Genomic DNA, 20,428 nt, shown 5'->3' on the forward strand with positions numbered 1-20,428 from the left:
TTAAGGTGCTTTGGTAACACGCACTTGAATCAGTGTGCTAATTTGGCTAATGCTGGCGGCGGACAAATCAATAAGCGGCTTTGGATAAAGCCCCAAGCCAACAATCGCCAACACTAAACTACCGGCCGCCAGCCATTCGGGTGGAGTCAAGTCGTCCAACGTCTGCATAGCGGGCTTCACCGAGCCAGTAAACAGCAAATTGAGTGTCCGCAAGGCATAAGCGGCGCTGATAAGCACTCCGACAAGAAACACCCACACCAACCAACCCCATTGTTGATAACCGCCAATTAAGGTGTGCAGTTCGGCAATAAAACCCACAAAACCCGGCAAGCCCATCGCCGCCAGCAAGCTTAAAATCAACAGCAATGACAAACGCGGCACAACGCCAATCAAACCACCGTAATCTTGCACGTTGCGCGTGCGGGTGCGCTCGTAAAGGATGCCGACCAACAAAAACAGTGCGCCCGCAATCAAGCCGTGTGCGGACATCTGTAATACCGCGCCACTGATGCCCAGCTCGTTGAGGGTCGCAATGCCTAACAAGACCGTACCCATGTGGCTGATCGACGAATACGCCACCATTGCTTTCAAGTCGCTTTGCCGCCAAGCCAATAAGCCGCCGTAAATCATCCCGAACAAAGCTAGAAATACCAACAAAGGCTGTAAGGTTTGCGCCGCTTCCGGCAGCATAACAATCACGCGTATCAGCCCGTATGCGCCCATTTTCAGCAAGATGCCCGATAGCAAAATGCTAATGGCGCTCGGCGCTTCCACATGCGCCAACGGCAACCAACCGTGCAAAGGGAAGACCGGCATTTTTACGCCAAAACCCAGCAAAAAGCCCAGCAATACCAACACTTGTTCGTAGAGGGGCATGTCTTTTGCGGCTTGATGCATGGAGGTCATCAAGGAGCCGACATGTTGCAAATCATATTGGCTTATCGCCAATAGACTCATCAACATAAAGACCGAGCCACCCATCGTGTACAAAACAAAATTTAAGCTGGCAGCATGGCGACGCTTTCCGCCCCAACGGCCTATCAGGAAAAACAGCGGGATAAGGGTCACTTCCCAAAAGATATAGAACAACGCCCAATCTTGTGCCAAAAACACACCCAAGACGCCAAACTCCAAGAGCAATACACAGATATGGTAGCCTTTAACGCTGATTGTCAGTTTAAAGGAAGCCAGCAGCGCGGCGGAAGTCAGCAAGCTTGCCAACAACAACATTGGCATCGATAGGCCATCAACACCTAAGGCATAGGCGCTACCTAAATTAGGGTTAAGCGGAAAATATTCGCTAAACTGCAAGTCGCCATTATGTGGGTCATAAATACACATAACACCTACGCATAGCAACAATGTAAGACTGGTGAAAGCATTAGCCAAAAACCGGATAGCGGCAACAGATTGGCTGGGCGTTAACGCCAGCAGCAGCACACCCAATGCTGGAGTCCAAAGCAACAGACTAAGCATCCCCATAAGTTAAAGTCCTTAAAAATCTTGGTAAATGTGCCGCAAATGGCTGCAATTATACGGTTGCCAAACGATTTGGCAATGCTTGGCAAAATTCCTGGAGCGATTGGCAGACTGTCTTTAAGCCCGTGGGGTTAAAGCAATTTTTTGCCCAAAATAACCTAAAAATGGTAAGGTAAAGCTTTTTTATCGGCTCAACAAGTGCCATTAAGCCTTGAATCTGCCAACACTCTAACAGGAAAACGATAAAATGAAGCTAAAAAATACGGCGACTAAAAGCGCATTGAAACGGATCACACAAATCGGCTTGGTGTCCGGCTTATTGATGGCATCGGTTGCCAATGCCGAAATCAATCTGGCTTTATATGCAGGCCAATCGTTTATTGATAACGGCGACTTAAACCTAAAACAAGGCACTACTAACCTGACTTTTCACGACGTCAGCTGGAATGATAAATCATTTGAATCGCCCATTTTCTACGGCGCACGCATTGGCTACTGGTTTGACAGCGCACCCAACTGGGGTTTGTCGGTCGATTTTAGCCATATCAAAAACTACCTTGAATACGACAAAAACGCCCTCGTCACCGGCACCCGAGCCGACGGCAGCACCGCCAACGGCGTTGAACCGATCAGCAATTCCATTCAAGACTTCAATATGTCGCACGGTGTCAACACCTTAACCTTCAACGGACAGTACCGTTGGTTCCCAACAGGGCAACGTGACAACTCATTATTGGGCCGTATGCAAATTTATACTGGTCTAGGCGCAGGCTTCAGCATCCCGCACGTGGAAGCCATGATTAGCGGCGTACAGACCTACGAATACCAAGCAGGCGCAGGCCCAGTCGTTAACGGCATGTTGGGCTTCAATTATGACCTGGTCAGCTTCCTGTCGGGTTTCGCCGAATACAAACTGTCTTATGTTGATGTTGAAGACGACCTGACGGGCGGCGGCACCATCAACACCGAAACCGTCAACCATCAGCTGATTTTCGGTTTAGCCGCACACTTCTAAGTAAGGGCGGACAACAAAAAGCCCCAATTGCCAGCCTGCAATTGGGGCTTTTTTGTTTCTATCGCCTTTCCCATTCCATTAACCCATTGGTTTACCATTATTTTCAAATATGCCTCCTCACACGCAGTACTTGTCACCACTGGGTGAGCATTGTTTCAACAATAAAGCCTGAAATTTACCTTGTTTTAAACCGCCAGCACGGTATACTTTTTCTTAATGAGAATGATTATTGATAACTCGCTTTAGCAGACTAAACAAGGAAAAACATATGGCAACTCCTTTTAAAAATCTTGCTGTTGGTGACCTCGCCACTATCGTCGGTTTTGACCCCACCGGAAAAGCCTACCGAAAACGCCTGCTCGCTATGGGCCTGACACCCGGCACACAATTTAGCGTCACCCGTTTTGCGCCAATGGGCGATCCGGTAGAAATCAAATTGCGCGGTTTTTCATTAACCCTACGCAAGGATGAAGCCAGCATCCTCATGATTGAGAAACAGGCATGAAAACCGTTTTTACCGTTGGCGTAGTCGGCAACCCCAATTGCGGCAAAACCACCCTGTTCAACGCCCTTACCGGCTCAAAACAGCATGTCGGTAACTGGCCTGGGGTAACGGTTGAAAAGAAAACCGGACAATACGCCTACGCCAACAGTGTGGTTGATCTGGTCGATTTGCCCGGCACTTACTCGCTGGAATCATCAGACGACAGCGTCTCTCTTGATGAAAAAGTCGCCCGCGATTACGTTGCCAGCCGTGAAGCCGACTTAATCATCAACATCATCGACGCCTCCAATATCGAGCGCAACCTTTACCTGACCTCGCAATTGCTGGAAATGCGCGTACCGATGATCTTAGTCCTCAACATGATGGACGTGGTCAAACAGCGCGGCATCAAAATCGACAGCGACCACTTGGCGGCACAACTGGGTTGTCCGGTGGTCGCCATTTCCGCATCCCGCAAAAATGGCATTGATAATTTAAAACAGGCGATCAAAACCGCCGCCATCAGCCAACCGACACCCAACGCCCACATCCGCTACCCAGCCGCCGTAGAAACAGCCATTGACGAACTGTGCCACCACCTGGACCAAGCCGTCAGCCAACATCGTTGTGACCGCCGTTGGCTAGCCCTCCGATTGTTGGAAAACGACACCCTCGCCCAAGCGATGGCAGGACAAGCCATCAGCGGAGTGGTCGCGGAACTGCAAACGCAAGTCGAACACGCCACCGATGACGAAATCGACATTCTCGCCGCCGATGCCCGTTATGGCTTCGTCAACCAACTGACCCAAGCCTGCGTCTGCAAGCTGAACGAAGTCAGCCGCCATACCAGCGAAAAAATCGACAACATCGTCCTGAACCGTTTTTTAGGCATCCCGATATTTTTGCTGGTCATGTACGCCATGTTCATGTTCACCATCAACATCGGCAGTGCCTTTATCGACTTTTTTGACCAAGCCGTCGGTGCCATCATGGTCGATGCCTTAAGCCAAGTACTGACCGATTGGCAATGCCCAGCATGGCTGGTCGCGCTGCTGGCACAAGGCGTTGGCGGCGGCATCCAAGTGGTCGCCACTTTCATCCCTGTGGTAGGTTTTTTGTTTGTATTTTTATCGGCATTGGAAGATTCTGGCTACATGGCGCGTGCCGCCTTCGTGGTCGACCGCCTGATGCGCGTGATTGGCTTGCCGGGCAAATCGTTCGTGCCGATGATCGTCGGCTTTGGTTGCAACGTACCTGCCATTATGGCGACCCGCGTTTTGGAAAACCAACGCGACCGCATCCTCACCAACCTGATGAACCCGTTCATGTCCTGTGGTGCGCGCCTGCCTGTGTACGCGCTCTTTGCCGCCGCCTTTTTTCCGGTCGGTGGGCAAAATTTGGTGTTCGGGCTGTATTTGCTAGGCATAGGCGTTGCGTTAATGACTGGGCTTATCATGCGCCACACCTTGTTCAAAGGCGAAACGGCGGTCTTCATTATGGAATTGCCCACTTACCACCTGCCCACCCTCAGCGGCGTATTTATCCGCAGTTGGGATCGCTTAAAAGCCTTCTTGTTCGATGCCGGCAAAGTCATCGTACCGATGGTTTTGGTGCTTAACTTTTTGAATGCACTGGGAACAGACGGCAGCTTTGGGCAAGAAAACAGCGAAAAATCCGTGCTGAGCGCCATCGGTCGCAGCTTAACACCCGCGTTTGCGCCGATGGGCATCGAAAAAGACAATTGGCCTGCCACCGTTGGCATCTTCACCGGCGTCCTCGCCAAAGAAGCCGTCGTCGGCACATTGGATGCGCTGTACAGCCAACGAGCCGCCAGCCAAAACCCCAGCGAACCGGAAGTTTTCAACTTAAGCCAAGCCTTAACCGATGCTTGGCAAACCATCCCCGACAACCTGCAAAAAGTTGCCGACAACCTGCTTGATCCGCTAGGACTTAACATTGGTGAAGTCAACAACCTTGATGACGCCGCCAGCCAGCAAGAAGTACACACCGCCACTTATCTGGCGATGCGCCAAAGTTTTGACGGGCAAGCGGGCGCTTTCGCCTACTTGTTGTTTATCTTGCTATACGCACCTTGCGTCGCCGCAACCGCCGCCATTCTGCGGGAAACCAACCTTAACTGGACAATTTTTGTGGTGTTATGGACCACCGGCTTAGCCTTTATGACCGCCACGCTCTATTACCAAAGCGCAACCTATAGCGCCCACCCACAATATTCCACCTTATGGATTGGCGGCTTGGTCAGCGCGTTTTTAATGGTCTTGTTGGGTTTATGGCTATCCGGCAAACAACAAGCGCAAACAACCTTTGAAGGAGCAAACAAATGATCTTGTCAGACCTGCGGCAATATTTAAAACAACAACACCGCGTTGCCTTAAAAGATTTGGTCAACCACTTCAATGTCGATGCCGACGCCCTGCGCGGCATGTTGGGCAAATGGATCAGCAAAGGCAACGTCAGACGCCTAACCCCCGAAGGCAACTGCGGCACCAGCTGCTGCAAATGCGATCCGGCCTTGACCGAGCTTTACGAGTGGGTAGAAAAAGGCAACTGAAATATCCAACTTTGCGTTGGGGTTCGTTGCTCACACCAATCTACTGCCCGTCCATGCCAGTAAACAGGACAGAATGGCGGGCAAAAAAAAACCTGCTTGCAGACTGCAAGCAGGTTTTTTGTAAAGCCGGACACCGAAAAACCACCAAGTAATGGCTAACCGGCTATAGCCGATGCCTATACGCCTTTGCCAACAGGTCTAGGTCTGCCACCGTGGCTAGCTTCAACGCCTTTTCTACCGGCTTTTAAATTTGTTTTAACTTTCATGTGAATTCCTATTTTTTATTTACGCTTTGATTGGCTACGGCTGTATTGACGGTTTTTATCAGCTATTTCCGTTTTTTCTGCCAAGTACCGGGATTTTGTTGAGAAAGCCTTTTTCTTTACTCAAACGTTAATCACTCCAAAACAGCCAAACGTTCATTCTGGTAGCAATTATTTTAATCCGCCAAATTATGGCGCATCGCCCCAGCGGATATTGCCAATTTCCGGCTGCCCTTCCAAGACCGCCCGCAAAGCCATCAGCAAGGTTTCAGCCCGTTCAAGGCTGGGTTTGTTGCGCCCGAACCAGCTTTTGGGCTTTGCCTCAAGAATGCATTGCCATTGGTCAGCCGAGCCATCGCGATTGGTGCAGCGCAACCAGAATTCATCTTCAGATTCAGTGATATATTCGATAAACCAGCCCCAGTCTTCGGCAATCGGGTACGAGGTAAAAACACCCCGCTCCGCCAATTTTTTGGACAACCAAAAAGCAAGTTCCGCCCCATAACAATTCGGATTGGCTTGGGCATCATCAGGCAGATAAGGGCTGAATAGCGACGAATCGAATGTTACTTTTGAGTGCATGACTTTGCTCCTCTTCGTGGAATGCGCTTTATTTGATAATGAAATCAAAAGCCGTTTCGTAGATTGGAGTGAGCCACGAACCCCAACCGGGCTACGATCTTTTTATTTTTTCATGTAATGGTATCGGCAAGCCACCACATAAATTGCGCCATCTTCCGGCAAATAGACTAGACGATGTTCATGGGTGATGCGCCGCGACCAAAAACCTGCCAAATCGCCAGTCAATGGCTCTGGTTTGCCCGTGCCTTTGAACGGGTTTTTTAAGCATTCATCAAGCAAATTATTAATTTCATCGACAATTTTCGGGTCTTCTTTTTGCCAAAAAAGATAGTCTTCCCAGCCTTTATCTGTAAATGAAAGCTTGCCGATTTTAGCTTGCTGTTTGTTTTTGCTCTTTTGATTTTTCATTGCGGATAAGTTCTCGTGGTTGTGCCTTACCTGCTTTAAGTTGAGCAATAGACTCCATAAGATGGTTGGCATTAGCAGGTGAACTTAACAGATACATGGTTTCTTTCATGCTATTAAAATCATCTAATGACAACATCACAACGTGTTCACCATTAACACGACTGACTACTGTCGGTGTGTGGTCTTTGCAAACACTGTCCATCACTGCCTTTAAGCTGGCGCGAGCTTCGCTAAACGTTAATATGTTCATGATTATCTGATTCCCGTAGATTTAACTTAATGGCTAAATTGTACAGCATATTGTACATATAAATACAATAGTGTGGCTTGGGCGGGGGAATCGTTGTGGTTTTGCTAGTTCCCAAGCTCCGGCTTGGAAACTCAAGTTCGGGAAGCTCTAGCTTCGAGAACACTGGAAGCAGGAGCTTCCAATACTGCATTCCCAAGCGGGAGCTTGGGAATGCACACAATGGTAGGGTAGCCAGTACTTTTACACAGATTAGGAGTTAAGCCAGTTCAAAAAGTCTTTTAAATAGCTAAGAACTTGTGTCTGCATAACAAACAGAAACAAGTTTTTGATATGCAACATCCATTTAGGTTGGATATAGTTTAGTCTTACATATAGAAAGCACTGTGATTTATCAGACTGATGCCTCAAAGTAATAGTAGTAGTTTTATATCTATTGTTGGTTGCATTATCTTCTGTCATGTTAGACTCCAGTTTGTTGAGCCTAGTCTGTTATAGTTGTTAACATTCTCGGCACTATAGAAGGAGGAGCAACTACCTTTAGGAAAAAGTTATAAGTAAAGTAGTTGCTTTATTCTTAGTAGAGTTGTTATACTATGCTAACTTTAAGAAAGACTAGGTTTGTTAAGGTTTCGAGAAAAACGTTTAATAGCTCTGTCCATTAATAAAAAACAAAACCTGAATTCAGTTCGCGCTGATTCGGGTTTTTTATCGTCCAGAAGTTTGCAATATATCAAAAAAAGCCCCGATTGAATACACAACCGAGGCTTTTCATTTTCAAAGCAAAGCGCTTAAAGCCAAAGGCTTCAAGACAACATGATTACATCATGCCGCCCATACCACCCATTCCGCCCATACCACCCATGTCTGGCATACCGCCGCCAGCTTTGTCGTCGCTAGGTGCATCTGCGATCATGACTTCGGTAGTCAACATCAGGCCAGCAACAGACGCTGCGTTTTGCAGTGCAGTGCGGGTCACTTTCGCAGGATCAAGGATACCCATTTCGATCATGTCGCCGTAAACGCCAGTTGCGGCGTTGTAGCCGTAGCTGCCTGTGCCTTTTTTGACTTCGTTGAAGACAACAGATGGCTCGTCGCCAGCGTTAGCAACGATTTGACGCAGTGGCTCTTCCATAGCGCGACGCAGGATGTTTACGCCGACGGTTTGGTCGTGGTTTGCACCTTCCAAACCTTCCAGTGCAGACAAGGCACGAACCAGCGCAGTACCGCCGCCAGCAACCACGCCTTCTTCAACCGCAGCGCGGGTTGAATGCAGCGCGTCTTCTACGCGGGCTTTCTTTTCTTTCATTTCGATTTCAGTGGCTGCGCCAACTTTAATCACGGCAACACCGCCAGCCAATTTAGCCAGACGTTCTTGCAATTTTTCTTTGTCGTAGTCAGAAGTGGCGTCTTCAGCTTGGGCGCGGATTTGCGCAACGCGGCCTTTGATTTGGTCTTCTGAACCAGAACCGTCGATGATGGTGGTGTTTTCTTTGGTGATTTGGATTTTTTTCGCTGTACCTAATTGATCCAATTCGGCTTTTTCTAAAGTCAAACCCACTTCTTCAGAAATAACAGTACCACCAGTCAATACTGCGATGTCTTCCAACATGGCTTTACGACGGTCGCCGAAACCTGGGGCTTTAACCGCGCAGACTTTCAATATGCCGCGCATGGTGTTAACGACTAAAGTAGCTAAGGCTTCGCCTTCAACGTCTTCAGCGATAATCAATAATGGACGGCCTGATTTAGCAACGCCTTCCAAAATTGGTAACAATTCGCGGATGTTGGAGATTTTTTTGTCGTAAATCAAGATCATTGGGTCGTCGAGTTCGACGCTCATGTTTTCTTGTTTGTTGATGAAGTAAGGTGACAAGTAGCCACGGTCGAATTGCATACCTTCAACCACGTCTAAAGAGTTGTCCAAGCCTGAACCTTCTTCAACCGTGATAACACCTTCTTTACCGACTTTTTCCATCGCTTCAGCAATGATGTCGCCGACGGATGCGTCAGAGTTTGCAGAGATTGTGCCGACTTGGGCAATCGCTTTGTTGTCGGTGCAAGGAGTTGCAGAAGCAACAACGGCTTCAACGGCTTTAGTTACGGCTAAATCAATACCGCGTTTCAAGTCCATTGGGTTCATGCCAGCGGCAACCGCTTTCAAACCTTCGTTAACGATAGATTGTGCCAATACGGTTGCAGTAGTTGTTCCGTCGCCAGCCACGTCAGAAGTTTTTGAAGAAACTTCTTTAACCATTTGTGCGCCCATGTTTTCGAATTTGTCTTTCAATTCGATTTCTTTTGCGACTGATACGCCGTCTTTAGTAATGGTTGGTGCGCCAAAGCTTTTGTCTAAGATGGCGTTACGGCCTTTAGGGCCTAAAGTAACTTTTACTGCGTTTGCTAAGATGTTTACACCACGCGCCATACGGACACGTGCGTCATCACCAAATAATACGTCTTTTGCTGCCATTTTTTTTATCCTGAATTTGTTTGTTTTTTAATGATAAAGCGTGGGTTGGCTTAGGATTAACCTAAGATACCCATGATGTCTTCTTCACGCATTACGATGACTTCTTCACCGTCAACTTTCACTTCGTTGCCTGCGTATTTGCCGAACAATACTTTATCGCCGACTTTAACTTCCAACGCGCGGACAGTGCCGTTATCTAGTGGTTTGCCTGCGCCAACAGCCAAAACGATGCCTTGGCTTGGTTTTTCAACTGCAGAACTCGCCAATACGATGCCGCTAGCAGTAGTAGTTTCTTCTTCAACACGTTTGACAATCACTCTGTCGTGTAACGGACGGATGTTCATTTATATCTCCTAAAGATTAAAATAATGGTTTAAAAAAACTATTAGCACTCTCTACCAATGAGTGCTAATGATAATGAGCTTTTGCAGTCTGTCAAGTTCTTTGGCATCATCACTGGCATTGAGCCATCACCTATTTCTATTATGAACGACAACCAATTACTCCGTTACAGCCGCCAAATTATGCTGCCGCAATGCGACATCGCCGGTCAGCAAAAATTGCTTGCCGCCCATGTACTGATTATCGGCGCAGGCGGCTTAGGTTCGCCTGCTGCCATGTACCTTGCGGCGGCGGGTGTAGGATCGATAACGGTTTATGATGATGACGTGGTTGATTTATCCAATTTACAAAGGCAGATTGCCCATCACACCTCTGATATAGGGATGGATAAGGCAATTTCAACCCAGCAAACGCTAAATCAACTCAATCCGGAAGTCCGCGTCCATGCAGTCAAACAACGCTTGGAAGGTGAAACACTTGAAAATGAAGTAAAAAATGCCGATGTCGTGTTGGATTGCAGCGATAATTTCGCCACCCGCTTTGCCATTAATAAAGCGTGTGTCGCCCAACAAACGCCGCTGGTGTCGGGGGCAGCAATACGTTTTGAAGGCCAAGTGTCGGTATTTACGCCTGGAACCAACAACAGCCCGTGCTACAACTGCTTGTATCAAAGTGATGGTGAGGAATTGCAAAATTGCGCCACCAATGGCGTGATTGCACCGATTACCGGCATCGTCGGCAGTATGCAAGCCTTAGAGGCAATGAAGCTGATTATGGGGATAGGCACCACGCTGACGGGGCGGTTGCTGTTATTGGATGGCTTAACGATGGAATGGAATTGTTTAAAGCTTAAGAAAAATCCTCACTGCCCAACGTGCGGCAGTTAAGTTTAAAAGCGGGGCGGATCGCTAAAATCCAGCCAACCGACCCGCTTGTTTAAGCGCGTTATTTTTTTGCCAACAAGCCTTTGGCAAAGCTGATGGCATTTTCTGCCAAATCGTTAACGAAGGACGGGCTGTCGCCATGCGGCTCGGTCTCGCCAAACGGCGTGGCGTTTTTGCTCATATACTTATAAATAAAATAGCCAAGCGGCGCGAACGCCAAACCCGCTATCAGAAACATCATAATAAACAGTCCTACTACACCCATAAAATCCTCCTCAGTATTTTTTGTTTTAATTGTCTTACTAATTGCAGGTGAAATGGGATGATACTCTTTTCCAGGTTGAAAAACACGCTTAAAATTAACCGATTAGCCTGCTTATCGAAACCTGCAAGCGGCTAATTTGCTTATCTTTATTGATACTTTAAGGCCGTTTTTACAGCACAATTGCCATTCAGCCTTTGGCAACTGTTGCTTAATAAAAAACTTCATCGTATACTTCAAGGTAGCTTACTTGATCGAGCTAGCACACACTTAAAAAAAACCTCTCGAGGAGACGATTATGAAATGGGAAACACCAAGCTTTACTGATCTGCGTTTCGGTTTTGAAGTTACAATGTACATCTACAACCGTTAAGCAATACCCGATTTAATTATTGGGATCGCAAAAAAGGGGTTCTGACTGAACCCCTTTTTTTTGCCTGAAAACTGCTAATCCCGTATCATTTCAGCCCTTATCCACCTTAGGTTTGCTTCATGAAAATAAGAGTTTTAGGCTCCGCCGCTGGCGGTGGTTTTCCACAATGGAACTGCAACTGCCATAACTGCCATCGCATCCGCCACCAGCAAATGAATGGCAAAGCGCGGACGCAATCATCCATCGCAGTCAGCACGGACAACCGCAATTGGCTGTTGTTTAACACCTCGCCCGACATCCGCGCGCAGCTGGAAGCCTTCCCCGCCATCCAACCGCAAGAAGGCATCCGCGATACCGGCATTAAAGCCATTATGCTGATGGACAGCCAAATTGACCACACCACCGGTTTGCTGATGCTGCGGGAAGGCAAACCGCTGGATATTTACTGCTCTGACATGGTGAAAGACGATCTGACCAGCGGTTTCCCCGTGTTTAATATGTTGTCGCATTACTGCACCGTCAACCACCACGCCATCCCTATCGACGGCAGCAGCTTTACCGTACCCGGCATTGATGACATCCGCATTTACAGCCAAGCACTTAAAAGCAAAGCTCCGCCCTACTCGCCGCACCGCTACGATCCGCACGATGGCGATAATGTCGGCGTGATTATCGAACAAATTTCTACTGGCAAAAAAGCCTTCTATTCGCCAGGTTTGGGTGAAATTGAGCCTCACGTCATGGCAGCCATGCAAGCCGCCGATTGCGTGATGGTTGACGGCACATTTTGGACCGATGACGAAATGGTCACCCAAGGCATCAGCCATAAACGCGCACGCGACATCGGTCATTTGCCACAATCAGGCGAAGGCGGCATGATTGAAGTTCTAGGCACGATTGGCGAAAAACGCAAAATTTTGATTCACATCAATAACACCAACCCGATTTTGGACGAAGATTCCGCCGAATACGCCACTTTAACGGCGGCGGGCATTGAGGTCGCTTACGACGGTTTGGAAATTGATTTATAGGCACACACATGTCATCAGAAAACACGGCTTGGACACGCGAAGAATTTGAAGCCCAACTACGGGCCATGGAAAAGTACTACCACATTCATCACCCGTACCACACGCTGATGAACGAAGGCAAACTGAGCAAAGCGCAATTGCAAGGTTGGGTAGCGAACCGCTTCTATTACCAAGTTAGCATTCCCGTTAAAGATGCAAATATTTTGGCGAATTGCCCCGACCGCGAAACCCGCGCCAAATGGGTACAACGCATCCTTGACCACGATGGGCATCCTGGCGATCCAGGCGGCATTGAAGCGTGGATACAATTGGGCATTGCCGTTGGCCTGACCCGCGAAGACATCACCTCTCTCAAACACGTCTTGCCAGGCGTGCGTTTTGCCGTCGATGCCTACGTGAATTTTGCCCGCCGCGCCGAATGGCACGAAGCTGCCAGTTCATCATTGACCGAGCTGTTCGCGCCCAAAATCCACAAACAACGCTTGGACAATTGGCCGGAACATTATCCGTGGGTAGACCTCGAAGGTTATAGCTATTTCCGTAAACGCCTGACCGAAGCGCGCCGCGATGTCGAGCATGGCTTGGAGATTACGTTAAACTGGTACAAAACCCGCGAACAGCAAGAACGCATGGTGCAAATCCTAAAATTCAAGCTGGATGTGTTATGGACAATGGCGGATGCCATGTACATGGCTTATATCAATGATATGCCGCCGTATTTTAATGTTGACCAATAAACCCAATAAGACCATGGCCTTAGACCCCGATAAACCCATACGCTTTTCTTCCACGCACCGTTTGCAATGGGAAGAAGCCCAACAAAAAACCGTGATCCTTTACCCCGAAGGTATGGTTGAACTCAACCAAAGTTCAGCAGAAATCTTAAAATGCTGCGATGGCGTCCGTAACCTCGCACAAATCATCAACGCATTGGAAGAAAAATTCGCCACGTCCGGCCTTGCCAACGACATTACCGCATTCTTAGAGGTCGCCTTACAACATGGCTGGATTCAACAATAAGCAAAACCCTATTACCCCGCCACGCTGGTTATTGGCGGAGCTGACTTACGCCTGCCCGCTGCAATGCCCGTATTGTTCCAACCCCTTGGATTACGCCAATTACAAAAGCGAATTGAGTACCGATGATTGGAAACGGGTATTGACGCAAGCGCGGAAAATGGGCGCGGTGCAGCTAGGTTTTTCAGGCGGCGAGCCGTTGACGCGTCAGGATTTGCCGGAATTGGTCAGGCACGCCCGCGAGCTGGGCTATTATTCCAACCTGATTACTTCAGGCTACGGCATGGACGAAGCGAAAATCGTCCAACTAAAAGAAGCCGGACTGGATCATATCCAAGTTAGCATCCAAGCCAGCACGCAAGAATTGAACGACCATATCGCAGGAACCGCATCCTTTGAGCATAAGAAACAAGTCGCCCATTTGGTGAAAAAACACGGCTATCCGATGGTGTTGTGCGTGGTGATCCACCGCGAAAATATCCATCAGATGCCGGAAATTTTGGCGATGGCGGAGGAGTTAGGCGCGGATTATCTGGAACTGGCTAACACGCAATATTACGGTTGGGCACACGCCAACCGCGATTTGTTATTGCCGACCAAAGAACAGTTTGAACAAGCCGAAGCGCTTGCCCAAGCGTACAAAGAAAAAGTCGCCGGTAAAATGAAGATTTATTACGTCGTGCCGGATTTTTACGAAGACCGCCCGAAAGCGTGTATGAATGGTTGGGGAACCACATTTTTGACTATCGCACCGGACGGGGTTGCCCTGCCCTGCCATTCCGCACGGCAATTGCCGGGGTTGGATTGCCCGAATGTGAATGATTTCAGTGTCGAAGAAATTTGGCACGAGTCTAAAGCCTTCAATTTCTTCCGTGGTGATGACTGGATGAAAGAACCCTGTCGTAGTTGCGATGAAAAAGACAAAGATTTTGGCGGCTGCCATTGCCAAGCGTATTTATTGACTGGCGATATGTACAATGCCGATCCGGTGTGCAGCAAGTCATTCCAGCATGACGTCATCCAACAAGCGATTGACGCGGCCCAAGCGACAAGCCTTAGTACACAAGAAAAGCCTTTAATTTTCCGCAACAGCAAAAACTCTAAGTTATTTTAATGCTTAGTATACGGTGGCAATCGCGACTAAAGCCGCTCCCATACTGAGCGTTATGCACACCAGATTTTAACGATCAGCAAATTTTTGGCTAAAGTTTCACGCATAAAAAAGGGAGGCCGAAGCCTCCCTTTTTTTTCAAATGGCTAACGCAATTAAGCAGCCATTGAAGTTTTACCTTTACGACGTGATACGCCAACCAAGCCCATAAAAGCAGAACCGAACAACCATACGGCTGCAGGTACTGGCACAGGAGAGGTATTGAAAACGCTAAATGAAGAGTTAACACCACCAGATAATTTAGTTTTACCAGAAATCCAAATTTCATAAGTACCTGCAGCCAATGAAGCTACGGTAAATTGGCCACCAATGGCACCTGTCAAGGAGTTTATAGTGGTAGTGCCTGTGCTATCTTTTAAAGCAAAAGTGTAAACAGGTGAAGTTAAAAGATTAGTAAAAGGGGTGTTTGTAGTGGTAAGCAAAACATCTACTGTAGAAGACAAAACCAAGCTCCACTTGTAAGTAAATGATGTGTTAGCAGAAGTGATCGCGCCACCGCCAACGATGTCATTTGCATTAGCTGCGGACACGGTAGCGCCAGCAGTAATTGCAGAAAGGCTCAACGTGGCAGCACCTGCCTGAAACGAGCACATCAGTAAAGCAAAGCTAAAAGCCATTAAAATATTTTTCATTGTAAAACTCCGGAAATTACAAATAAGGTTGCAGTGTATGCGGTTAAGGTACTTTAAGAAAAACCTTCAAAACCAACAACAAAGCAATAAAAAAAACATTGCCATAAGCAATTTAAAACTATTCGGCATTTGGTTTGGCTTTTAAAATTAAGACAAACCGGAGCTATAGCGACAAGTTTGAGCAGACTTTTACTAGTACGAAACGATCAATCTCATTGCGTGATTGAGTATAGTAAATCAACTTTATTTTTCAAGGTAACCTATTACCAGACAGGATAAATTTTTTAATCGTTAAGGTATTTTTTGATATTACAACGAACCGAAAAAACCTCTTAAAGCAAGCTTTTCAATATGTTGCATATTATTGTTTTCTTATATGAACCAGTGAAATTATTTTTGTTGCCTATTATTGCCTTGCTGTTACTGTCTAATGATGCTGATCTTTACGCGCACAACCACCATCAGCTTTACAACATAGCTGGATACCATAAGCAAACCCACACCTCTGACCGCCGCACCGGGCGGGGCAGCCCTGCCATTCTCCACGACAATTGCCTGGTTTGGACTGCCCGAATGTGAATGATTTCAGTGTCGAAGAAATTTGGCACGCGTCTAAAGCCTTCAATTTCTTCCGTGGCGATGACTGGATGAAAGAACCAAAGACTTTGGCGGCTGCCATTGCCAAGCCTATTTATTGACGGAGAGATTTGTACAACGCCGATCCGGTGTGCAGCAAATCATTCCTGCATGACGTCATCCAACAGCTCATAGATGCCGCTAAAGCAGCTAGCCTTGCCATCCAAGAAAAACTGCTGATTTTCCGCAATAGCAAAAACCCCAAAAACTTTTAACGGCAAAACAGCAAGCCCACACTTTGCTGCCCTCAAAAAAATTTGCAACACCCATGTATCCAACGGATTCATGGGTATCGCTTCCAAACATACCTTAGCCTTTTCCATAGCAACGGAATAACAAGGGTTTAATACCTTTCGTGAAACAGCGCGCTAACTAAAAACCGCCAATAGCAAGACAATATATTTACCGAATAACCGTAAATAAGCTGATAAATAACCGTTAGTTTTAAACGGAAATAGTTTAGACTTATCAAACAGTAATGTTTACCCGTAAAAACCATGCAGCCAGAAAATAACGACAAAAACGGCACAGATTTGGTGCAAACACCCCCCATTAAACAACCCGATCCAACTCCCAATATTGAAGAACTAGGCGGCGTAACCGGTTTGGAGCCGACCCGTTATGGCGATTGGGAAAAAAATGGTCGTTGTGTTGATTTTTGATTAACGGACAATAGGACACAAACATGGCAACACACTCAAACCGCCCCACCTCGCCACACCTGCAAATCTACAAACTGCCTTTGACGGGCCTGATCTCCATCAGCCACCGCATTACGGGTGTCTTCCTGTCTTTAGGCTTGCTGATTTTTGTCTATATCACCTCTGCCCTAGCTGGTGGACCTGACGATTTTAAAGCCATGCAAGATTTTCTCGACAATGGCCTGTTGCAACTGGTGTATTTTGGTTTTGTCTACGCTTTGTTTTTCCATTTATGCCACGGTGTCCGCCATTTGATCTGGGATGCCGGCGAAACCTTTGCACTGGAAACCTTAAACCGCTATGCGATGATCGAACTGGCTGCATCATTGCTGCTCACTTTATTTACTTTAATCTTCGTCTAAACGAGGCTGTTATGGACTATAGATCACCTTTAGCGCGTGTCCGTGGGCTAGGTTCCGCCAAAGCCGGAACCCATCACTGGTGGATGCAGCGCGTCACCGCCGTGGCGCTTATCCCCCTGTCATTTTGGGCGATTGCCTTGCTGGACTTATGCATGAACTCATCGTACCAACAAAGCATTATCTGGCTCAGCCAACCGCTGAACAGTGTCTGTATCGTGGCTTGGATTTTGGCGGTTTTTTACCATTCCGCCTTGGGTTTGCAAGTGGTGATAGAAGACTACGTTGCCGCTGAAGGCGCAAAAATAATCGCCGTGTGGTCAGTCAACTTAGTTTTTCTGCTGTTGGCACTGGCAGCATTATTGGCGGTATTCCGCGTACTTTCGATAGGATAAGACATGACGACTGGATACAACATTATTGAACACGCCTACGATGTGGTGGTTGTCGGCGCAGGTGGCGCTGGGCTTCGCGCCACTTTTGGTATGGCAGAAAAAGGCCTGAAAACCGCTTGCCTGACCAAAGTTTTCCCTACCCGCAGCCACACCGTTGCCGCCCAAGGTGGCATCAGCGCCGCGTTAGGCAATATGGGCGAAGATGATTGGCGCTTCCACATGTACGACACCATTAAAGGTTCGGACTGGCTGGGCGATCAGGACGCGATTGAATACATGTGCCGCGAAGCGATTCCGGCAATTATCGAACTGGAACATTACGGCGTACCGTTCTCCAGAACCCCAGAAGGCAAAATCTACCAACGCGCCTTTGGCGGCATGTCCACGCATTACGGTAAAGCCCAAGCGCAACGCACCTGTGCCGCTGCCGACAAAACCGGTCATGCCATTTTGCACACCTTGTATCAACAAGCCTTAAAACATAACGCCGAATTCTTCGTTGAATACATCGCCTTGGATTTGATTATGCAAGACGGCGAATGCCGTGGCGTATTGGCGTGGTGCCTGGATGACGGCTCGTTGCATTTGTTCAAAGCCCATCAAACTGTTTTAGCAACCGGCGGTTATGGACGCAGCTATTTCTCCTGCACGTCGGCACATACTGTTACTGGCGATGGCAACGCCATGGTGCTACGCGCTGGCTTGCCCTTGCAAGATATGGAATTCGTGCAATTCCACCCAACTGGCATTTACGGTTCTGGTTGTTTGATTACCGAAGGTGTGCGTGGCGAAGGCGGTTATCTGACCAACTCCGAAGGCGAACGCTTTATGGAACGCTATGCACCATCAGCGAAAGATTTAGCGTCGCGCGACGTGGTCAGTCGCGCCATGACCATTGAAATCAACGAAGGCCGTGGCGTAGGCAAATTGAAAGACCATATTTACCTGCATATCGAACATCTTGATCCCGCCATCATCCACGAACGTTTGCCAGGCATTGCCGAAACCTCGCGCATTTTTGCCGGAGTTGATGTCACCAAACAACCGATCCCGGTGTTGCCTACCGTGCATTACAACATGGGCGGCATCCCAACCAACTACAAAGCCGAAGTGGTCACTTTGGACGGAGAGAATCCCGACAAAGTCGTGCCTGGTCTGATGGCAATAGGCGAAGCGGCTTGTGTTTCTGTGCATGGTGCCAACCGTTTGGGGTCAAACTCGCTGCTGGACTTGGTGGTGTTCGGGCGATCTGCCGCCATCCGTTGTGCCGAACTGGTCAAACCCAACAGTCCGCACAAACCACTCAACAAAAACGCTTGCGACCAAGCGCTAACGCGTTTCGACCAAATCCGCCACGCCCACGGCAGCCGCAGCACCGCAGAAATCCGTTTGGACATGCAGCGAGTCATGCAGACCAAGGCGGCAGTCTTTAGGACTGAGGCAACCTTAACTGAAGGCATCAAGGCCATGAATGAAATCGCCAGCTCTTTTTCTGATGTCGGTGTTAAAGACAAATCCTTAATTTGGAATACGGACTTAGTAGAAACCTTAGAATTGGACAATTTGCTGGCACAAGCGCAAGTCACCATCACCGCTGCCGGTAACCGCACCGAAAGCCGAGGTGGTCATGCTCGTGAAGATTACCCAGACCGCGATGATGGTAATTGGATGAAACATACACTGACTTGGCTGCGCGATGGCAAAGTCAGTATCGCGTACCGTCCTGTTCATATGTTCACACTTACCGATGAAGTTGATGTCATTCCACCCAAAGAGAGGGTCTACTAATGGCTGAATTTACGCTGCCCAAAAACTCGACCTTAACCCAAGGCCATACGTTTAAAGCACCTGCGGGTGCCAAAAATGTCCGCCGTTTTGAAATCTACCGTTGGGATCCTGATTCCGGTGAAAATCCTCGTATCGATATTTTCGAACTGGATATGGACGACTGTGGACCGATGGTATTGGATGCCATTTTAAAAATTAAAAACGACATCGACAGCAGCCTTACCTTCCGCCGCTCCTGTCGCGAAGGTGTATGCGGTTCGTGTTCCATGAACGTCAATGGCAAAAATACGCTAGCCTGCACCAAAGCCATCGACGCCTATCCCGATACCATCAAAATCTATCCGCTGCCGCATATGCAAGTCGTTAAAGATTTGGTGCCGGATATGACCCATTTCTACGCCCAATACGCGTCGATCAAACCGTGGATAGAAACCCAAACACCCGCACCTGCCGATTCTGAGCGCCTGCAAAGCAAAGAAGACCGCGCCAAATTGGACGGTTTGTATGAATGCGTACTCTGCGCCTGCTGCTCAACCAGCTGCCCTAGTTATTGGTGGAACAGCGAGCGTTATTTAGGCCCTGCTGTACTACTGCAAGCTTATCGTTGGTTAGTGGATAGTCGTGATGAAAACACCGGCGCGCGTTTAGATGAACTGGAAGACCCGTTCAAGCTTTACCGCTGCCACACAATTATGAACTGTACAGACACCTGTCCAAAAGGGTTGAACCCAGCCAAAGCCATTGCTGAAACCAAAAAGTTGTTGGTACAACGAAAGCTTGGCTAATGTCATCACTAGGACGCTTAAAATGGCAATGCCGGCGCGGTTGCAAAGAACTTGATTTGCTGCTTGAACATTATCTAAAGCATGTCTATTCATCGGCACAGCTGCAAGAGCAGCGGCTATTTATTGAACTACTAACATTGGAAGATAATGAGCTATTGCCTTTGCTGATGGGCGACTATGGCGATTACCCAGAACCGATAAAGCAATTGGCGGTCAAGATCAACCCGCCGGATTTACAAAGCTTTAATCCATAAAAGATTTTTATGTCGGCAAAAATCATGCGGTCGCTCATGCATATTGCATTCTGCTTATCTCTTTCCAATCCAACTAGGGGTTGAAATGAAACTGAAAAAGCCATCCAGAAAAGGGAAGGTTCAGCCAACCGGTTAAAGAGGCCGCCCACCCCCTTCTTTTGGGGTCGGGCGGTCTTTTTTGCCGGGTGCGAAACGCTGCCTTACCGATGGCGCTTTGGAAGCGAAACCCAGGCAAATTTCCCGGCATAAAAAAAGCCCCGATGTCGTGGAGACAC

Annotated in this window: 27 protein-coding genes; 17 read left to right on the forward strand and 10 right to left on the reverse strand. The window is 48.0% G+C overall.

The annotated features are described in order from the left end of the window. The gene (locus ACYQ1O_RS13295; RefSeq protein ID WP_459992331.1) at positions 1-1,482 is read right to left on the reverse strand and encodes a complex I subunit 4 family protein; all 1,482 of its coding nucleotides are present in this window, start codon (positions 1,480-1,482) and stop codon (positions 1-3) included. 244 nt (positions 1,483-1,726) lie between these two features. Between ACYQ1O_RS13295 and ACYQ1O_RS13300 the strand changes: the two genes are divergently transcribed. The 4 genes from ACYQ1O_RS13300 (at position 1,727) to ACYQ1O_RS13315 (ending at position 5,550) form a co-directional block, all read left to right on the forward strand. Further along, the gene (locus ACYQ1O_RS13300; RefSeq protein WP_459992332.1) at positions 1,727-2,494 is read left to right on the forward strand and encodes a hypothetical protein; all 768 of its coding nucleotides are present in this window, start codon (positions 1,727-1,729) and stop codon (positions 2,492-2,494) included. A 268-nt stretch (positions 2,495-2,762) separates the two neighbouring features. After that, positions 2,763-2,999 carry a FeoA family protein gene (locus tag ACYQ1O_RS13305; protein ID WP_459992334.1) on the forward strand — a complete coding sequence of 79 codons (237 nt, stop codon included), beginning with the start codon at positions 2,763-2,765 and terminating at the stop codon, positions 2,997-2,999. Next, positions 2,996-5,323: a Fe(2+) transporter permease subunit FeoB gene (gene feoB, locus ACYQ1O_RS13310; RefSeq protein ID WP_459992336.1), complete on the forward strand. Its 2,328-nt coding sequence runs from the start codon at positions 2,996-2,998 to the stop codon at positions 5,321-5,323. Before ACYQ1O_RS13305 ends, feoB begins: the two co-directional genes overlap by 4 nt. Next, positions 5,320-5,550 (forward strand): FeoC-like transcriptional regulator, encoded by a 231-nt coding sequence (locus ACYQ1O_RS13315; RefSeq protein WP_459992337.1) that lies wholly within the window; start codon positions 5,320-5,322, stop codon positions 5,548-5,550. Before feoB ends, ACYQ1O_RS13315 begins: the two co-directional genes overlap by 4 nt. Positions 5,551-6,002: 452 nt before the next feature. On the opposite strand, the gene ACYQ1O_RS13320 is transcribed toward ACYQ1O_RS13315, so the two are convergent. The 5 genes from ACYQ1O_RS13320 to ACYQ1O_RS13340 all read right to left on the reverse strand — a co-directional run bounded on the left by ACYQ1O_RS13320 (position 6,003) and on the right by ACYQ1O_RS13340 (position 9,867). Beyond that, positions 6,003-6,395, reverse strand: coding sequence for a hypothetical protein (locus ACYQ1O_RS13320; protein ID WP_459992339.1), 393 nt, complete (start codon positions 6,393-6,395; stop codon positions 6,003-6,005). A gap of 102 nt (positions 6,396-6,497) precedes the next feature. Then, the gene (locus tag ACYQ1O_RS13325) at positions 6,498-6,803 is read right to left on the reverse strand and encodes a Txe/YoeB family addiction module toxin (protein ID WP_459992340.1); all 306 of its coding nucleotides are present in this window, start codon (positions 6,801-6,803) and stop codon (positions 6,498-6,500) included. Further along, positions 6,766-7,053: a type II toxin-antitoxin system Phd/YefM family antitoxin gene (locus ACYQ1O_RS13330; RefSeq protein WP_459992341.1), complete on the reverse strand. Its 288-nt coding sequence runs from the start codon at positions 7,051-7,053 to the stop codon at positions 6,766-6,768. The genes ACYQ1O_RS13325 and ACYQ1O_RS13330 overlap by 38 nt, the downstream gene beginning before the upstream one ends. An 817-nt stretch (positions 7,054-7,870) precedes the next feature. After that, positions 7,871-9,523, reverse strand: a complete 1,653-nt coding sequence (gene groL / locus ACYQ1O_RS13335) for a chaperonin GroEL (RefSeq protein WP_459992343.1) — start codon at positions 9,521-9,523, stop codon at positions 7,871-7,873. A 56-nt stretch (positions 9,524-9,579) separates the two neighbouring features. Next, positions 9,580-9,867 (reverse strand): co-chaperone GroES, encoded by a 288-nt coding sequence (locus ACYQ1O_RS13340; protein WP_459992345.1) that lies wholly within the window; start codon positions 9,865-9,867, stop codon positions 9,580-9,582. A 141-nt stretch (positions 9,868-10,008) separates the two neighbouring features. On the opposite strand from ACYQ1O_RS13340, the gene ACYQ1O_RS13345 reads away from it, so the two are divergent. Beyond that, complete coding sequence (locus tag ACYQ1O_RS13345) at positions 10,009-10,752, forward strand: HesA/MoeB/ThiF family protein (RefSeq protein ID WP_459992377.1); 744 nt, start codon at positions 10,009-10,011, stop codon at positions 10,750-10,752. Between the two features lie 58 nt (positions 10,753-10,810). Here ACYQ1O_RS13345 and ACYQ1O_RS13350 read toward each other — a convergent pair whose 3' ends face one another. Continuing rightward, positions 10,811-10,990 carry a hypothetical protein gene (locus ACYQ1O_RS13350; protein ID WP_459992346.1) on the reverse strand — a complete coding sequence of 60 codons (180 nt, stop codon included), beginning with the start codon at positions 10,988-10,990 and terminating at the stop codon, positions 10,811-10,813. Positions 10,991-11,309: 319 nt separating this feature from the next. Here ACYQ1O_RS13350 and pqqA point away from each other — a divergent pair, with 319 nt between their 5' ends. From pqqA to pqqE, 5 genes are all read left to right on the forward strand, one after another. Then, entirely contained in the window at positions 11,310-11,384 is a 75-nt protein-coding gene (gene pqqA / locus ACYQ1O_RS13355; RefSeq protein WP_083930472.1) for a pyrroloquinoline quinone precursor peptide PqqA, read from the forward strand. Between the two features lie 119 nt (positions 11,385-11,503). After that, on the forward strand, positions 11,504-12,415 hold the full coding sequence (gene pqqB, locus ACYQ1O_RS13360; protein ID WP_459992348.1) for a pyrroloquinoline quinone biosynthesis protein PqqB: 912 nt from the start codon (positions 11,504-11,506) through the stop codon (positions 12,413-12,415). 8 nt (positions 12,416-12,423) lie between these two features. Next, positions 12,424-13,152 (forward strand): pyrroloquinoline-quinone synthase PqqC, encoded by a 729-nt coding sequence (gene pqqC / locus ACYQ1O_RS13365; RefSeq protein WP_459992350.1) that lies wholly within the window; start codon positions 12,424-12,426, stop codon positions 13,150-13,152. After that, positions 13,139-13,435: a pyrroloquinoline quinone biosynthesis peptide chaperone PqqD gene (gene pqqD, locus ACYQ1O_RS13370; RefSeq protein WP_459992352.1), complete on the forward strand. Its 297-nt coding sequence runs from the start codon at positions 13,139-13,141 to the stop codon at positions 13,433-13,435. Before pqqC ends, pqqD begins: the two co-directional genes overlap by 14 nt. Next, the gene (gene pqqE / locus ACYQ1O_RS13375) at positions 13,416-14,546 is read left to right on the forward strand and encodes a pyrroloquinoline quinone biosynthesis protein PqqE (protein ID WP_459992353.1); all 1,131 of its coding nucleotides are present in this window, start codon (positions 13,416-13,418) and stop codon (positions 14,544-14,546) included. Before pqqD ends, pqqE begins: the two co-directional genes overlap by 20 nt. A 152-nt stretch (positions 14,547-14,698) precedes the next feature. Here the strand turns inward: pqqE and ACYQ1O_RS13380 are convergent, their stop codons facing one another. After that, positions 14,699-15,235 (reverse strand): hypothetical protein, encoded by a 537-nt coding sequence (locus ACYQ1O_RS13380; RefSeq protein ID WP_459992355.1) that lies wholly within the window; start codon positions 15,233-15,235, stop codon positions 14,699-14,701. 575 nt (positions 15,236-15,810) lie between these two features. Here ACYQ1O_RS13380 and ACYQ1O_RS13385 point away from each other — a divergent pair. Then, entirely contained in the window at positions 15,811-15,933 is a 123-nt protein-coding gene (locus ACYQ1O_RS13385) for an SPASM domain-containing protein (RefSeq protein ID WP_459992356.1), read from the forward strand. A gap of 39 nt (positions 15,934-15,972) precedes the next feature. Here ACYQ1O_RS13385 and ACYQ1O_RS13390 read toward each other — a convergent pair whose 3' ends face one another. Beyond that, positions 15,973-16,158 (reverse strand): hypothetical protein, encoded by a 186-nt coding sequence (locus ACYQ1O_RS13390; protein ID WP_459992357.1) that lies wholly within the window; start codon positions 16,156-16,158, stop codon positions 15,973-15,975. Positions 16,159-16,368: 210 nt separating this feature from the next. Here ACYQ1O_RS13390 and ACYQ1O_RS13395 point away from each other — a divergent pair, with 210 nt between their 5' ends. From ACYQ1O_RS13395 to ACYQ1O_RS13420, 6 genes are read left to right on the forward strand one after another with little or no spacing between them, the layout of a single operon-like run. Beyond that, positions 16,369-16,533, forward strand: coding sequence for a DUF1674 domain-containing protein (locus ACYQ1O_RS13395; RefSeq protein ID WP_459992358.1), 165 nt, complete (start codon positions 16,369-16,371; stop codon positions 16,531-16,533). A gap of 23 nt (positions 16,534-16,556) precedes the next feature. Then, a complete protein-coding gene (gene sdhC, locus ACYQ1O_RS13400; RefSeq protein WP_459992359.1) occupies positions 16,557-16,934 on the forward strand; it encodes a succinate dehydrogenase, cytochrome b556 subunit in 378 nt (125 codons plus the stop codon). An 11-nt stretch (positions 16,935-16,945) separates the two neighbouring features. Then, entirely contained in the window at positions 16,946-17,326 is a 381-nt protein-coding gene (gene sdhD, locus ACYQ1O_RS13405) for a succinate dehydrogenase, hydrophobic membrane anchor protein (protein WP_459992361.1), read from the forward strand. Positions 17,327-17,329: 3 nt separating this feature from the next. Next, on the forward strand, positions 17,330-19,114 hold the full coding sequence (sdhA, locus tag ACYQ1O_RS13410) for a succinate dehydrogenase flavoprotein subunit (RefSeq protein ID WP_459992363.1): 1,785 nt from the start codon (positions 17,330-17,332) through the stop codon (positions 19,112-19,114). Continuing rightward, the gene (locus tag ACYQ1O_RS13415; protein ID WP_459992364.1) at positions 19,114-19,899 is read left to right on the forward strand and encodes a succinate dehydrogenase iron-sulfur subunit; all 786 of its coding nucleotides are present in this window, start codon (positions 19,114-19,116) and stop codon (positions 19,897-19,899) included. Before sdhA ends, ACYQ1O_RS13415 begins: the two co-directional genes overlap by 1 nt. Continuing rightward, complete coding sequence (locus tag ACYQ1O_RS13420; protein WP_459992365.1) at positions 19,899-20,153, forward strand: FAD assembly factor SdhE; 255 nt, start codon at positions 19,899-19,901, stop codon at positions 20,151-20,153. The genes ACYQ1O_RS13415 and ACYQ1O_RS13420 overlap by 1 nt, the downstream gene beginning before the upstream one ends. Before the next feature lie 73 nt (positions 20,154-20,226). On the opposite strand, the gene ACYQ1O_RS13425 is transcribed toward ACYQ1O_RS13420, so the two are convergent. Then, the coding region (locus tag ACYQ1O_RS13425; protein ID WP_459992366.1) for a hypothetical protein at positions 20,227-20,428 on the reverse strand (202 nt) is incomplete at its 5' end.

The organism is Methylosoma difficile (assembly GCF_054657615.1).